This window comes from Leisingera thetidis, assembly GCF_025857195.1.
Classification (GTDB): domain Bacteria; phylum Pseudomonadota; class Alphaproteobacteria; order Rhodobacterales; family Rhodobacteraceae; genus Leisingera; species Leisingera thetidis.
The window spans coordinates 3,418,820-3,433,626 of the sequence record NZ_CP109787.1 but is presented as its reverse complement, the minus strand read 5'-3'; the positions used below and the strand labels follow the sequence as shown (position 1 = coordinate 3,433,626).

Sequence of the window (14,807 nt, the reverse complement as noted above, 5' to 3'; positions counted from 1 at the left end):
CGGGCCGCGATTGCCGGTTTGCGCAAGCGGGCGCTATGCTGCCTGCGATACCGTAAACTGATTGAAGCTGGGATCTTGAGCAAATGGCTTCGGTCTAAGGGATGACCGCCTGAGGTTAGGCACAGGCCCGCTTAGCATCGCCGGCCCTGCACACCGCAGCTTGAAGGCGTGGCGGCTTTCCATGTAACTCACTGTATGCCTGCAAAGATTTTTTCGATGGAGGCGCGGGATGACGGCGGTGCCAGGCTCGCGCTCAACTACAAGCACGCCGGCCGCAGCGGCATCCAGCGGATCTCCTGCGATTTGTCGCAGGCCGGCCTGCTGCAGCTGGTGCTCTTCTCGGAAGCTCTCGGCCTGCGCAAACGCTTCGGACATCTGGTTGCGTCGGATGTGTCGGCTGATGGCCTTGCGCTGTCCTATGACCCTGCGCAGCGGGCGCTCCATATCGAGCGGCAAGCCGGCTACTCCAGGCAGACGGCTTGTATTCCGGTTGAAGTATTTCAATCGGAGATGCCAGACATGACTGACGTCTGCATTGCCCGGGCTGAGGAGTCCAAACACGGGCCGGCCTTGAAACGCCTGCTTGCAGACTCTGCCGTGCCAGACGGGATTGGAAAGCTGCTGACGCAGGACGAGGCCGACCTGGCCATGCATCAGCTGCGCGAAATTGCATTTCTGCTGCTGGTGCAGGAAGCTTCCGCCCGCGGGTCTGCCCTTGCCCGCAAATTGCGCGGAAAGAAAATGCAGGAACAAGCCCGGGAGGCGGTCAGCAGCCTCGTGCTGGAGCTTGCGGCTGAACTTGTTCCAATTTCAGCATGAGCCCGAACTGTCTTCTCCTGGACGACGCGGGAAGCGGCTTTGAGGGCCGTCAATCTTCGCCAGCGGGGGGCATGCTTTTTGGCCGGATCCCCCCCCACGGGTTTCCCGATGCGTGAGCATTCGTCACCGCCGGGTTTCCGGGGCGGCAACCGCTCGTCAGCCTTCGATCCGGCCGGCCGGGCACAGCCAGGGCACTGGCTGACCGCAGCCCGCCCCAGCCAATGACCGGCTGCACTCTGCAAACCCGGTCCGGGCAGTGCGCCTTGGCCGGAAGCCGGGATCGCGGGAGACGGCAAAAGGGCCGGAAGTTGCAACGATGTCAGGACCGGAGAACGATATTCCTGCTGTCTCAGGCGTTCAGCGCATGTTCAGACGTATCCATGGTGCAGCCGTCGCCGTAACGGCTGAGGAAAAAGGACATTCATCCGAAGCGTGAGCAAAGAGCAGGCTAAACTGCATTTGGAACTGTCCCAGAGCCATTCAGCCTCGCTTACTTGGGCTGCTGCTCAAGTAAGCGCCGCGACGTGATCCCGATTGGCATTGATGACGTCCAGACCGCCTTGCAGCGGCTTACCCATTTGAAAGCCCCGCCAATTCGTCGACCAGTTCCTGTGTCGTCACCTGCCTGCAATAACCCTGGATCGTGCGCAGGCTGTGGTCATGGCGTTCCTGGCTATAGGTAAGGCAGGCATCCGTGACCTGAGTGACCAGGTAGCCAAGATCGCAGGCATCGCGGATGGCGCCTTCGACGCATTGATCCGTAAGCAGCCCGGACAGCACGAACTGCTTCACCCCCAGATTGCGCAGGATGTAATCGATATGGGTCGAAACAAAGACCGAGGACGACGATTTGGGTAGAACGATCTCGTCGCCTTCCGGGGCAATCTGATCGATGACCTTGCCATCCCAAGAGCCTTTGGGCACGTGGAACCCGGTAATCTTGTAGTCAAGAGACCGGTCACGCCCATCAAGGGTGAGGCTTTCGATGGTGGTGTACATCACCTCGACAGCGGCTGTGCGGCATGCCTGCTGGATGGCCTGCATGTTGGGAATGACGCGCGTTTCGAGTTCGGAGAAGAACCATCCGTATTTCTCGTTGAATTCCGCGTCGGACAGCCCATCGAATTCGGCCCCCTTGCGATGGGCCGAAAAATTCTGAACATCAATGAACAACAACGCGGATTGCCGCGGCTCAAGCGGGATCTGCCGGGTCGTCGGGAAGGTTTTCGAATTGGTGGCCATGGCGCTACCATCCTCCAAAATGCGTAAGTTTGTTTGTGTCGAAACGGCCCGCCAAGACGTCCTTGAGGGCTTGTTCCAAATTATCGGGGCCTTCTTTTCGCCTCGTCCCTGGTCAAGGTACGGGGCGGGGTCAGTTCCAGCACGTTGGAGTTCATTCCAGCGTAATACAGAACCGCCCCCGGTTCGAAGGTGCGGCAAATCATTTGCGCGGCGGGCTGCGGGGGCGGATCGTGCGTTTGTGGATCTGCGGCCAGTTCCGCTCCGATGGCCAGCCCGCGGCCGCGCACATCCGTGCACAGGCGCGCTCCGTGCCCTTTGGTCACCGCCAGTGGAAAAAAAGCGCAACCGCTGGAACGCGGACGCCGTCCGGCATTCCCGTGAACGGCGGGAACTGGGTTCCTGTCTCATGGCTCGCACTCAAGTATTTTGAGAATTGCATGAGAGAGATGATCCGCCCAAATCTCGACACCATCCCGATCTTTCAACAGATCATGCCGCACTTCGATAAGTGCGTGCTCAATTTCGTATTCCTCCGGAAACTGCGGGATAAACCAGTCGCTGTCGTCGCAGATTTTGTAGGGTTCGTTTACAGCCAGCACCAGATTAGGATCTCTGGCCGCGATGGTATCCAGCATCAGGCTGGCGGTGGTGAGATCGCAGCGTGTCAGGAACCCCGCATGCCAGGGGCGTTGACGGCCGTTCAAAAGCGCAGGCACATAAGAGTGAATGGAAAACCCGGCCCGTCGCGGGGCGCGTTCAAACCCTGACCGGATCGCCGCGTTCAACGGCGCAAAGATTTCTGTGACGCGTCGTTCTGCATCAGCTTGGGAAAGGCCGATATTGCCGGGAATGCCGACACCATCACTGACACTCGGGATTGATCCGGGCGTCCCGGGCGGGCGGTTGCAATCAATAACCAGCCGACTGTAACGCTGCAGGACAAGCGGACAGTTCAATCGCTCTGCGACAGCGCGGGCCAGGGCTTCTGCGCCAATATCCAGCCCGATATGCGTGTCAATTACTCCAGGTGCGAGCCCCAGATCGCCAAGGGATTCAGGGATGCTCTGTCCTGCATGTTCGCATAGGAGCAAAACGGGAGTCTCGCTTGACTGGTTAACCCATTCAACGGGAGCCGGGTCATTTTCGGACAAAAGGGGATATGCGCTGGTCACGTTCATTAGACTTTTTGTGCTTGGAGAGTGGCGGCCGGGATTATCCCGTTTGGCCGGAAGATCAGCATCACAACGACGAGGGCCAGAGCTATCGGCTCGCGGAACTCCTGCCATTCGGCAGGCAGGAAGGCCGACAGGAACACCTCGATAAAGCCCAGGAGAAAGCCTCCGGCGACTGCCCCCTTGAGCGAGCCGAGCCCGCCAAGAATTGCGGCGATGAACGCCTTGAGCACCGGTGTGAACCCCATGAGCGGATCAACCGACGCCCGTTGCGACACCCAAAGCACGGCAGCAACACCTGCCAGCAGTCCCGACAGTGCGAACGCGGCTGAGATGACTGTATTCGCTCGGATGCCCATCAGTCGGGCAATGGCGAAGTCCTCGGCTGCGGCCCGCATGGCGATGCCGTGTTTCTGCCGGGTCATGAAGTACTCCAGAGCGATCAGCATCACGATGGTAGCGATGATCGCAAACAGCTTGCTGACTCCGACAACGAGGCCGCCAATGACGATGCTCTGGTTCAGCAGGCCGGGGATCAGCACCGGCTGCGAGCGGGCCGAGATTAAGTTCTGAAACAAAACTTGAAGGATCATGGCAACCGCAAAACTGGTGACAAGCATGGTTGCGCCCGAAGCATTGCGCACTGGCCGAAAGGCGATACGTTCCATCAGCACCGCGACCAGCATTGCTGCGATCACCGCCAGCGGAGCGCCGATCAGGAAGGGCACCCCCGCGATCCCGCAAAACATCAGCACGTAGCCCGCGATCGTCATCAACTCGCCATGGGCGAAGTTGATCAGCCCCATGATCGAAAACACCACAGCCAGGCCCAGGGCAAGGAGCGCATAGATTCCGCCCAATGCGACAGCGTTCACGGTCTGTTGCAGCAAAAGATCCATGGTCAGTGTCCTCCAAGATAGCTTTCGGCCATATCGCCGGATTGCCGCATCTCGTCGGCGCTGCCCTGTTTCACGATCTCGCCCGAAGCCATCATGTAGGCACGGTCCGCGATCTCCAGGGCACCGGCGACGTTCTGCTCGACGAGGAAAATGGTCATTCCATCATCGCGCAGTGTTTCGATCAGTTCGAACACCTGCTCGACGATAAGCGGCGCAAGGCCAAGCGAAGGTTCATCAAGCAGGAGAAGGCGCGGATTGCACATCAGCGCGCGCCCAATCGCCAGCATCTGTTGCTGCCCGCCCGACAAGGTGCCGGCGTATTGCGCGCGCCGCTCGGCCAAGATCGGGAACAGTTCGAACACATGTGAACGGGCGCGTTCGATTGCGCCGGCGTCCTTGACCGCGTAGGCCCCCATTTTCAGATTGTCATCGACGGTCAGGGTGCCGAAGACACGGCGCCCTTCGGGGGACAGCGTCAGCCCCGCGATTGGAATTTCTTCAGGCGGTAAACCTGTGATATCGCGCCCCTCGAACCAAACCTTGCCTTCTGCCACGGGCTCCAAGCCGGCGACAGCGTTCATGGTTGAGGATTTTCCCGCCCCGTTAGCGCCCAGAAGGGCGACGATCTCGCCCTTCCGGATCTCAAGATTGAGACCGCGCACGGCTTCGACGGCGCCATAGCGCACCTTGCAGTTCTCAAGTTTCAGGAATGAAGACATGCGCGCTGAACCTTACTGCATCCGCGGGGCGGGGATCAGGTCAGCCTTGGGAGACGGCTGGCCGACCAGTTCACGTTCGCCGCCTGCCACGCGGATCAGCGAGACCTGGCGCACAGGCATGCCGGTAGTGCCCTTGTAGGTGATCGTGCTGGTGGCCCCCTGGACGTTTTCCAGCTCGGCCAATGCGTCACGGATGGCTTTTGCGTCAGTCGATCCTGCAGCCAGAACCGCGGCTTCGAGCACCTTCACGAGGTCGTAGCCCACCGCGTTGAACACGGTCTCGGACGCCGCACCGGTCTTTTCCTCAAAAAGCGTGTTGAAGGCTTCCAGCGGGCTGCCGGCAGTGGCATGGCCGGCGGTGGTGAACACCACCCCTTCGGCAACATCGCCAAGACCAAAGGTGGTGAGGCTGTCGATGCCGTCGGACCCAATGACCTGCCCCTTGTACCCGGCAGCGCGGAGCGCCTTGATGAAGGTCGGGAAATCCGGTTCGTATGCCGATGTCATGACAACATCAGGTGCCGGGCTGAGAGCCGCAATCCGGGTCGCAACCGCCGAGAAGTCAGGCTGGCCGATATTGTAGGTCGCTTCGCCCAGAACGCCGCCGCCAAGCGCCTTCATCACGTCGGCAAAGTAAAGCGGCATTGTGGTGTACTGGCTGTCGGGAGAATAGAGGATAAAGGCCGACTTCATACCCTGGTCAAACGCCCAAGAGGCCGAAACCGTGGCCTGCACGTTATCGCCGGGGAAATTGGCAAAGACGTAGTCGCCGCCGATCAGCGGCAGCGTTGGCGAGGACGCGCAGGTGGAAATCGCGGGGACTTCGGCAGCGCCGACGATGCTTGCAGCGGCAATGGACGGATCGGCGTCGCAGGGCAGCACGATTGCCTCGGCACCGCCATCCACCAGCTCCTGAGCGGCAATGACCGTCTGGGCTGTGTCGGAACGCACGTCTTTTTCGATCAGCTCGATCATGACGTTGCCGCCGATCCCGCCAGCGGCATTGATCTCGTCAACGGCGATGCGGATGCCTTCGACGACCGGGGCGTCATAGGAGGCAAGTCCGCCCGTTTGGGCCGTGGCCAGTCCGAGTTTCAGTTCGTCCGCCTGCGCGGTCATCGCGGCCAAGCTTAGAGCGGTGGTGGTAAAAAGCAGTCGTTTCATTGTGTTCTCCCTGTTTCAGCCTACGCGGCTTCGTGGTTGGTTGTGCCCAGATAGGCCTCGATGACAGCGGGATCGCGGCGGACTTCTTCCGGGGTTCCTTCGGCGATCTTGCGGCCTTCATTCAGAACGACGATGCGCTGGCAAACCGCGTTGATCAGCGCCAGGTCGTGATCGACCAGCAGAATGCCGATGCCCAACTCGGTGTTCAGTTTGCGCAGGATCAGCATCAGCGCATCGGTTTCTTCGCGGTTCATTCCTGCGGCAGGCTCATCCAGGAAAATCAGTGAGGGCTGACAGACCAGTGCCCGCGCAATCTCGACCCGGCGCTGATCGCCATAGGACAGGGTGCCGGCAGTTGCTTCGGAAATACCGGTCAGGCCAAGCCGCTCCAGCGCGGCGGCAATCCGGGCAGGTGCATCTTTGCCGCCTTTGGTTGAGAGAGCTGCAGCCTGAACATTCTGGTAGACACTTAGTGTGGGGAACAGGCGGATATTCTGGAAGGTGCGCGAAATCCCGGCATCCGTAAAGCGATGGGCAGGCAGTTTGATCAGGTCACGGCCCGCTCGGGTAATTTCGCCGGAGTCCGGGCGCAAAATGCCGGACAGCTGGTTCATCAGCGTGGTCTTGCCCGACCCGTTCGGCCCGATCAGCCCCAGAATCTCTCCCGGGCGGACGGTAATGCCGACATCATTCGTGGCGACCAGCCCTCCGAAGCGTTTGATGATATTGCGGGCTTCCAGTGCGTCGGATTCCGCAGGTTCCAGGGGCTTCGGCCCGACTTTAGCGCGCCGCGCAGGCAGCAGCCATTCTTCCCACTCTTTCAATCCTGCCAGCCCATCGGGACGGCGCACCAGGGCCAGCAGGATCAGGATGCCGATGCCGATCTGGGTGGTGCCGAAGACCTGCGGAATCTCGACGAAACCCAGGTCCAGCCCGCCTTCAAGACGGCGGAGAACTTCTGTGACGAGGGTCACGACCACGGCACCGGCCATGGCGCCGGTCACGGTTGTCATTCCACCGACGATGAGCATTGCCAGAAGAAAGAAAGTGTCAGTGAAGTAGAACTTCTTGGGGCTGAAGGCACCGAGGAAATGCGCGATCAGGGCACCGGAGAGGGCCATTAGCCCGGCGCTCAGCACAAAGGCGACAAACCGTTCCATAGGGACGTTGATGCCGACAGCGGCGGAGGCGATGGCGTTCTCGCGGCCGGCTCTCAGACGAAGCCCCGAGACGGAGTCGCGATACAGGCGCGCGGTAACAAGAGCAATCAGGCATGCGGCAGCTGCCACCCAGATCGTTGTTTCGCGCGGCACTCCGAAGAAGGTCTGCGCGCCACGGGTCACGTCGCGCCAGCCGATCAGAATTCCGTGAGTGATGATCAGAAGCGCAAGGGTGGAGATAGTTGCCGCGGAGCCTTCGAGCCTCCAGATCGCAAGCCCGACCAAAACGGCAAGCAGCATCGTCAGGCCGACAGCAAAAACCGTGGCTGGCCACAGATCCAACTGGATTGCGGTCAGCCATTCGGGAAGCGCGGGGAGCGTCGCTTCCTTGATGTTTGCAGGCACTGTCAGCAAGGCGGAGGCATAGGCTCCTATGCCCATGAAAGACAAATGCCCGAAGCTCAGAATTCCGGAATTTCCTGAATAGACCCCCATTCCGGCAATCGCCGTCAAGGAAATCAGGAAGACGATCAACGTCCGTTCAATGGCTGAGCCGGCGGCGGCACCGACGGCCGCTGCCATCCCGACAACCAATAGCAGCGCCAGGAGCGCCGGAAGCATTTGCGAGCGTGGGGCAGTTGTGATCATCGGATTCTCCTCGTGGCAGCAGGATATCGATGAAAAATTTTCAAAGTCAATCCAGTTAGCCTTGACTGAAAAATTATTTTCAAACACAGTCAGCACAAAGAAAGGAATCCAATCTCATCATGCTGGTAAAAGATCGCATCACTGCCGAGGCGGAAAACCTCACTGCAAGCGAGCGCAAGCTGGCCGCCGCCGTGCTGTCGGACTACCCCTATGCGGGGCTGGTTTCGATACAGGATTTAGCGGCTCATGCCGAGGTTTCCGCCCCCTCCATCTCGCGTTTCGTCAACAAGATCGGGTTGGCCGGGTATCAGGAATTTCAGCGCGCTCTGATTGCCGAACTGAAAGAGGGGCAGCGGTCGCCCGCCGAGATTCACACCGGAAACCGTCATGTCGAAGGCGGGTATCTTGGCGACTTCATTGCACGGGCCTCAGCCCAGATGGCGGTGTCTTCGGCCGCCATTACCGAGGCCCAGTTCGGGCGCATATGTGCCCTGTTGATGGATCCCAAGCGCGAGATTCACATTTTGGGCGGACGGGTCAGCGATTCAATCGCATTTCACCTGTCCTTCCATCTGCGCCAGATGCGCAAAGGTGTTTATCACCTGCCCGCGAATATCGAGACATGGCCGGAATACATCCTGCGGATGAAGCAGGACGACGTGCTGTTTGCCGTTGATTTCCGCCGTTATCAGTCCAGCCTGCTGCGGCTTTGCGAAGCCGCCCAGGCGCAGAAGGCGCGTGTTGTTCTGATGACGGACAAATGGCTTTCGCCCATTGCCCGGCACGCCGCCGAAGTACTGCCCGTGCCGATCGAGAGCGGCACGCTCTGGGACACATACACACCGGCGCTGGCGGTCATCGAGGCCATTGCCACGAAGATCGCAGAAGACAACTTCGACCAGACCCGCGCCCGGATCAAAGCCTGGGATGCGGTGCGGCTTACCGATGAGGACCGTTCCACATGACACCAATGCCCCTGATATTCGCCGCAACGTGCGACCTTGCCGGAAAAGTGCGCGGCAAGGCATTTCCTGCCGGCCAGTTGGAAAAACGGCTGAAACGCGGCGTCGGCTGGACACCGACAAATGTCATGATCAACTGTTTTGACGGGATCGGGGACAGCCCGTTTGGCGCGCTTGGGGATCTTTTGCTGGTTCCCGATCCGGCCACGGAGGTGAGGGCCGATTTCGGCGCGGGTGTGACGGAACACTACATGCTGGGCGATATCACTTCGCTGGATGGCGAGCCTTGGGCGCTTTGCACGAGGTCGATTTTGCGCGGGGCGCTGGATCGTCTTAAGCGCGTTGCCGGCGTGCATCTTCTGGGGGCGTTCGAGCACGAGTTCCAGCTCAAGGGCGCGCCCGGAATCCGCAATCAGGGTTTCGGCCGCGAGGCGTTCGAACTGCAGCGCAGGCTGAGCGAAACGCTCATGGCCGCGCTGCAGGAGGCCGGTATGGAACCTGACAGCATCATGAAGGAATTCGGCCCCAATCAGTATGAAGTCGTGGTCGGCCCCGATAAAGGGGTGCGTGCGGCTGATGCTGCCGTGCTCCTGCGTGAGCTGACCCGCTCTGCCGCCCGCGCCCAGGGCGAAGAGGCGACGTTTACCCCGATCCGTGACGTGGCAAGTGTTGGCAACGGGGTGCATATCCATATGAGCTTCCTGAACGATGACGGCAGCCCGGCAACCTACGACGAAAATGGCGCCTGCGGGATGTCGGCCCTGACCAGCGCATTTTCGGCCGGTGTGCTGAAATACCTGGAAAACATCGTGGCGTTGACAGCGCCTTCTGCCATTTCCTACGAGCGGCTCACCCCGCACCGCTGGTCGGCGGCCTACAACAATCTCGGTTTCCGGGATCGTGAAGCATCGCTGCGCGTTTGCCCGGTCACGGCGAAGGACCCTGCCTCGATCGCACGGCAGTTCAACATCGAATACCGTGCCGCCGACGCAGCCGCCTGTCCGCATCTGGCACTGGCGGCAGTCGTGCATGCGGGCTGTCAGGGGATTGAGGAGGGTTTGACGGCTCCGGCTCCCACAGAGGAAGACCTCTCGCTGTTGCCGCCTGAAGAGCTTGCCGCACGAGGGTTTGTCCGCTTGCCGTCCTCACTGGAAGAGGCATTGGACCGGTTCCAATCCTGTGACGTGGCCAAAGGATGGTTCGCAGACCCGTTCCCGGCGGTTTACCGCGCTCACAAGCAGGCTGAATTGGCCTCAATTGCCGAACTTGACACCGAAGCCCGCTGCGCGGCTTACGAGGATACCTATTGATGATGCCTGCCTCCTTTGCGCCTTCTGGCAAGGCGCTGGTCCCGTTTGTAAGCGTCGAGAGTATGTTGGCCCTGGTTCATCAGTACGGGATTGAGCGCTGCCTGCACGAACTCACCGACTATATCGAAGCTGATTTCCGCCGCTGGGAGTTGTTCGACAAGACCCCGCGTGTGGCTTCGCATTCTCCAATCGGTGTAATCGAATTGATGCCGGCTTCCGACGGCACCGACTATGCGTTCAAATTCGTCAACGGCCACCCGTCCAACACCAAGCGCGGGCTGCAAACCGTGACCGCCTTCGGCGTGCTGGCTTCGGTGGAGACGGGATACCCGGAGCTCTTTTCGGAAATGACCCTGCTTACTGCCTTGCGCACCGCTGCGACCTCGGCGCTGGCCACGCGGACACTGGCAGCCAAGGGGGCGGACACGGCGGCGATCATCGGCAATGGCGCCCAGTCGGAATTCCAGATCCTGGCGCTGGCCTCGGTGTGCGGGATCAAGAACTTCCGCCTTTATGATGTTGATCCCGCTGCAACCGCCCGCTGCATGGTCAACCTGGAGGGCAAGGGGGTGGCCCTGACGGCGTGTTCCAGCGGTGAAGATGCCGTGGAAGGCGCACAGGTCATCACCACCTGCACGGCGGACAAGCGGTACCAGACCATTCTGACCGACAACCTGGTCGGCGCAGGCGTTCATGTGAACGCAATCGGCGGCGACTGCCCCGGCAAGACCGAACTGCATCGCGACATCCTGCTGCGCTCGGACATCTTCACCGAATACACCCCGCAGACACGCATCGAGGGCGATATCCAGCAACTGGATGAGGATCATCCTGTAACCGAGTTGTGGCAGGTGCTCACCAGCGCCTCTTCCGGACGGACCAGCGACCGGCAGGTTACGATCTTTGATGGTGTGGGCTTCGCGGTCGAGGATTTCTCGGCGCTGCGCTGGCTGCGCGACCGGGTCGGTGACCACGATATCTCAAGTCCACTTGATCTCATCGCCGACCCGGACGATCCACGCGACCTGTTTGGAATGCTCAAACGCTACGTGGCGCGGGCCTAGGAAAGTGACGTCGCGTGTTCTGAATTCAAGCTTGCGGTTCCGTTGCAGGACAGCCTCGATGTTCGCAAAGCAGCCATTCTTTTCGGGGGGGCAGCCTTCAGCGCATTGGGGTCTGTGCCGCCGTAGGTTGGTTTCCGGTGCATGGCTGGCCCGGCCAGGCAAGCAGCAACCGCCGTTCGCCTGACCGTTATCCGTCAATGCACTCTGCAAACCTCGCCAGAAATGAGCCGCTCAGACCGTCAGAACAATACAGCTGCTAGGGTTTGGATGCGCTTTTGGCTGCCAAGTAGCATTCCAGCCAGTCCCAGCAGAACGCCTGGATCTTTTCCTTGTCAACGGCCTTGGGATTCAGGCAGCTTTCGAACCAGACACCTTCCAGGAATACCAGGAGGAATGTGGCGAAAGTCCTGGAATCCACAGATATACTTCGTTCTTCGATGAGACCTAGGACCAGCATCTCGAAGGCAGCGCGCTGGGCCTGGAACGTTTTCTCAAAGGCGGTTTTGAGCGCTGGGATCGTCTGCGAAAGGCTCCAGAAACCGGTATAGGTGCCGATCACGCCGTCCTTTGACCACTCGTTTGAAAAGTACAGTCTGAACAGCTGTTTCAGCCGATCTTCGGCGGAAAGTTCCGTGGCGTCGGCTATGGCTCGGACTTCAGCCAGATACTGCTGCGCCATATGCTCGTAAGCTTCGATGAACAGGCTGTCCTTGCCATCGAAATAATGGGTGAGCAGGCCGGGGGATACGCCCAGATCCTTGCAGATCTCCCGCACGCCAGTTCCCTGGGCGCCATACTTCGCCAGAGAGTCCCGAGCAGATTGCAGCATCAGCTGGCGCCGCTCCTCGGGGTCGAGGCGCTGTCTCTTTCCATTTGCCACGGCCGAATGATTCCTGGCTGTTATTCAAGTAATTGAAAACTTGTACAACAGTTGGCTGAATGTGCAAACCAGCATTCCCGCAAATGACAAGCCTGTACTTATACGAGTGTATAATTGCTTCTTGACAGAAGCTGTACAATTGTACAATAAGACTCCTGAACAGGGTCATGAGCGATCAGGGAGCGAACGATGTCTGACAAAATTGAAACTGTGCAGGTTGCCGGGGCGCATCTGGAGGTGTCCTGGACCGGAAACGGCCAGTTATCCCGCTATCCGGCGGTCTGGCTTCGGGACCATTGCCATGCCGCCCGCAGCATGAACCGGAGCTCGCATCAGCGATCGGTAGACACTTTTTCGATCCCCGAAACGCTGGCGCCGGCAGCGGTGCGCATGGATGCTGAAACTGTATTTGTCACCTGGCCGGATGAAGCGGAGGAAAGCGTGTATCCGGTTTCTTTTCTGCAGGATATGGCGGAACCGGGTCTGTGGACCGAAGATCGGCCCAAGAGCCTGTGGATGGCGGCGGATATCGAGGAAACCCTTCCAGAAGTGCCTCACGCGGCAGTGATGAAGGAGGACGGCGACGGCCTGGCGGAGTGGCTGGAGCAGGTCGACCGCCACGGCTTTGCTCTGGTGACCGGCGTGCCGGCCACGCCGGAGGCCACTGAGGAGATGCTGAAACGCGTCGGTTATATCCGCCAGACCATCTTTGGCGGGTTCTGGGATTTCACCGCCAACAAGGCTTTTGCCGATACCGCCTATTCGACGGTGGAAATCGGCCCGCATACCGATGGCACCTATGCCATCGACTCGCCCGGCTACCAGGCGTTCCATTGCCTGGAATTCGACGGCACCGGCGGCGAAAGCATCTTTGTCGACGCCTTCAAGGTGGCAGAAGTGATCCGGGAACAGGACCCCGAGGCCTTTGAAGTGCTGGCCAGCGTGCCGGTTCCGGCGCAGTACAAGGGCGACGGGGTGCATCTTATGGCGGAGAACCCGGTCATCGGCCTGGACCGCGACGGGGGCCTGCGCAAGATCACCTACAACAACTATGACCGTGCGCCGTTCCGGCTGGAGGACAGCCGGCAGGCGGCCTTCTACCGGAGCCTGGGTCTGTTCAACAGGCTGATCAACGACCCCGCCTACCAGCTGCGTTTTGGCCTGCGTCCGGGCACGGTGGTGCTGTTCGACAACTGGCGGGTTCTGCACGCCCGGGAGGCCTATGAAGGCCACCGCCGCCTGTGCGGGGCTTATCACAACAAGGAGGATGTGCTCTCCAAGCTGCGGCTGCTGCGCAACCGGGGCTGACCCGCTGCCGGGGATGGCCCGCAAAGACCGCGAAGCGCGCCAGCCGGCCGGAAAATCGGGCCGGCTGGCGGCGTTGTGGAACGGGGCCGGCGGGAAGAGCAGGGGAGAGCGGCAGTGCCGCCCTCAGCGCGGTCCAAGCAGGCCCTAAATACAGAGCATCAGGGAGGTCAGATGGCCAGGAACAGAGTGATCAGCAACCACGACCGCAGCTGGCCGGTCCGGATGGACCGCGGCAAGGGGCCGGTGCAGCACGGCGCGATGGACCATTCCGAGGCACCCGTCGGTCTGGATGCTGTGCGCCGCTACCGGCTGGCGCGGCTGCAATCGGAAATGCTGCGGCAGGATGTGCCGGCGCTGCTGCTGCTGGACCCGATCAACACCCGCTATGCCACCGACTGCACCAACATGCAGATCTGGTGCATGCATTTCGAGACCCGCTGCGTCTTTGTGCCCGCCGAAGGGCCGGTGACCCTGCTGGATTACGCCGATATGCCGTTCCTGGCCGAGGGGCTGCCGACGGTGGACAATTACGGGGTGATGAAGGCGCATTACTTCTTTGCCGCGGGCAACCGGATGGCGGAATGGGCGGGAGCCTTTGGCAGCCAGATCGGCGGGCTGATGGCCCGTTATTGCCCGGGCGAGTCACGGCTGGCGATCGACCGGCTGTCGCATCTGGGCGGCAGCGCCATTCAGGATTTGGGGTTCGAAATCGTTGATGGCCAGGGGGTGGCCGAGGTGGCCCGTTCGGTCAAGTCAGCCAGAGAACTGGAGCTGATGAAGGCGGCGATTGCGGTGGCCGACAAGGGGATGCATGCGATGCGCGATGCGCTGCGGCCGGGCATCACCGAAAACGCCCTGTGGGCCAAGCTGCATGAGGTCAATATCGCCGAAGGCGGCGAGTGGATCGAAACCCGCTTGCTGGCCTCCGGCCCGCGCACCAACCCCTGGTTCCACGAAAGCTCGATGCGGGTGATCGAGGCGGACGACATGGTGTCTTTCGACACCGATCTGGTGGGGCCTTACGGCTATTGCGCCGATATTTCACGCGCCTGGGTGTGCGGGGATGTCTGGTCGCGCGAGCAGGCGGATCTTTATCAGCTGGCGCGCGAGCAGGTGGAGTTCAACATGGAGGTGATCAGGCCGGGCATGTCCTATCGGGAGATCGCGGAGAAGTCCTGGCCGATCCCGGACCGGTTCAAGAAGAACCGTTATGGCTGCCTCGCGCACGGGGTGGGGCTGTGTGACGAATACCCGTCGATCCCCTACCGCGAGGACCTGGAGGAATACGGCTATGACGGTGTGGTGGAGCCCGGCATGGTGCTGGCGGTTGAATCCTACATCGGCGAGGAGGGCGCGATGGAAGGGGTGAAGCTGGAGCAGATGATCCACGTGACCGAAACCGGCTGGGAGCTGCTGTCCCACTACCCGTGGGAGGAGTTCGAGGCCTAGCCCGCTGAGAA

The 14,807-nt window shown here is 60.6% G+C and carries 13 protein-coding genes; 6 read left to right on the top strand and 7 right to left on the bottom strand.

Annotated features, from left to right (window positions below):
* The first annotated feature begins 168 nt into the window (after positions 1-168).
* On the top strand, positions 169-819 hold the full coding sequence (locus OKQ63_RS16540; RefSeq protein WP_264211143.1) for a hypothetical protein: 651 nt from the start codon (positions 169-171) through the stop codon (positions 817-819).
* A 570-nt stretch (positions 820-1,389) separates the two neighbouring features.
* Here OKQ63_RS16540 and OKQ63_RS16535 read toward each other — a convergent pair.
* From OKQ63_RS16535 to OKQ63_RS16510, 6 genes are all read right to left on the bottom strand, one after another.
* On the bottom strand, positions 1,390-2,061 hold the full coding sequence (locus OKQ63_RS16535; protein WP_264211142.1) for a cysteine hydrolase family protein: 672 nt from the start codon (positions 2,059-2,061) through the stop codon (positions 1,390-1,392).
* Positions 2,062-2,465: 404 nt separating this feature from the next.
* Complete coding sequence (locus OKQ63_RS16530) at positions 2,466-3,239, bottom strand: N-formylglutamate amidohydrolase (RefSeq protein ID WP_264211141.1); 774 nt, start codon at positions 3,237-3,239, stop codon at positions 2,466-2,468.
* Positions 3,239-4,132 carry a branched-chain amino acid ABC transporter permease gene (locus tag OKQ63_RS16525; RefSeq protein ID WP_264211140.1) on the bottom strand — a complete coding sequence of 298 codons (894 nt, stop codon included), beginning with the start codon at positions 4,130-4,132 and terminating at the stop codon, positions 3,239-3,241. Before OKQ63_RS16525 ends, OKQ63_RS16530 begins: the two co-directional genes overlap by 1 nt.
* Positions 4,133-4,134: 2 nt before the next feature.
* Positions 4,135-4,851, bottom strand: coding sequence for an ABC transporter ATP-binding protein (locus OKQ63_RS16520; protein ID WP_264211139.1), 717 nt, complete (start codon positions 4,849-4,851; stop codon positions 4,135-4,137).
* A gap of 12 nt (positions 4,852-4,863) precedes the next feature.
* Positions 4,864-6,015 carry an ABC transporter substrate-binding protein gene (locus tag OKQ63_RS16515; RefSeq protein ID WP_264211138.1) on the bottom strand — a complete coding sequence of 384 codons (1,152 nt, stop codon included), beginning with the start codon at positions 6,013-6,015 and terminating at the stop codon, positions 4,864-4,866.
* Between the two features lie 20 nt (positions 6,016-6,035).
* Positions 6,036-7,919: a branched-chain amino acid ABC transporter ATP-binding protein/permease gene (locus tag OKQ63_RS16510; RefSeq protein WP_264211137.1), complete on the bottom strand. Its 1,884-nt coding sequence runs from the start codon at positions 7,917-7,919 to the stop codon at positions 6,036-6,038.
* Positions 7,920-7,942: 23 nt separating this feature from the next.
* On the opposite strand from OKQ63_RS16510, the gene OKQ63_RS16505 reads away from it, so the two are divergent.
* Genes OKQ63_RS16505 through ocd form a run of 3 tightly spaced genes read left to right on the top strand, consistent with a single transcriptional unit; the run spans position 7,943 to position 11,159 of the window.
* The gene (locus OKQ63_RS16505; RefSeq protein WP_264211136.1) at positions 7,943-8,788 is read left to right on the top strand and encodes a MurR/RpiR family transcriptional regulator; all 846 of its coding nucleotides are present in this window, start codon (positions 7,943-7,945) and stop codon (positions 8,786-8,788) included.
* A complete protein-coding gene (locus OKQ63_RS16500) occupies positions 8,785-10,095 on the top strand; it encodes a glutamine synthetase family protein (RefSeq protein WP_264211135.1) in 1,311 nt (436 codons plus the stop codon). Before OKQ63_RS16505 ends, OKQ63_RS16500 begins: the two co-directional genes overlap by 4 nt.
* 2 nt (positions 10,096-10,097) lie before the next feature.
* On the top strand, positions 10,098-11,159 hold the full coding sequence (ocd, locus tag OKQ63_RS16495; RefSeq protein WP_264213942.1) for an ornithine cyclodeaminase: 1,062 nt from the start codon (positions 10,098-10,100) through the stop codon (positions 11,157-11,159).
* A gap of 256 nt (positions 11,160-11,415) precedes the next feature.
* On the opposite strand, the gene OKQ63_RS16490 is transcribed toward ocd, so the two are convergent.
* Entirely contained in the window at positions 11,416-12,039 is a 624-nt protein-coding gene (locus OKQ63_RS16490) for a TetR/AcrR family transcriptional regulator (RefSeq protein ID WP_264211134.1), read from the bottom strand.
* 189 nt (positions 12,040-12,228) lie between these two features.
* Between OKQ63_RS16490 and OKQ63_RS16485 the strand changes: the two genes are divergently transcribed.
* Both OKQ63_RS16485 and OKQ63_RS16480 read left to right on the top strand, forming a co-directional pair.
* Positions 12,229-13,347: a trimethyllysine dioxygenase gene (locus OKQ63_RS16485; protein WP_264211133.1), complete on the top strand. Its 1,119-nt coding sequence runs from the start codon at positions 12,229-12,231 to the stop codon at positions 13,345-13,347.
* 171 nt (positions 13,348-13,518) lie between these two features.
* The gene (locus OKQ63_RS16480; RefSeq protein WP_264211132.1) at positions 13,519-14,796 is read left to right on the top strand and encodes a M24 family metallopeptidase; all 1,278 of its coding nucleotides are present in this window, start codon (positions 13,519-13,521) and stop codon (positions 14,794-14,796) included.
* Positions 14,797-14,807: the final 11 nt, after the last annotated feature.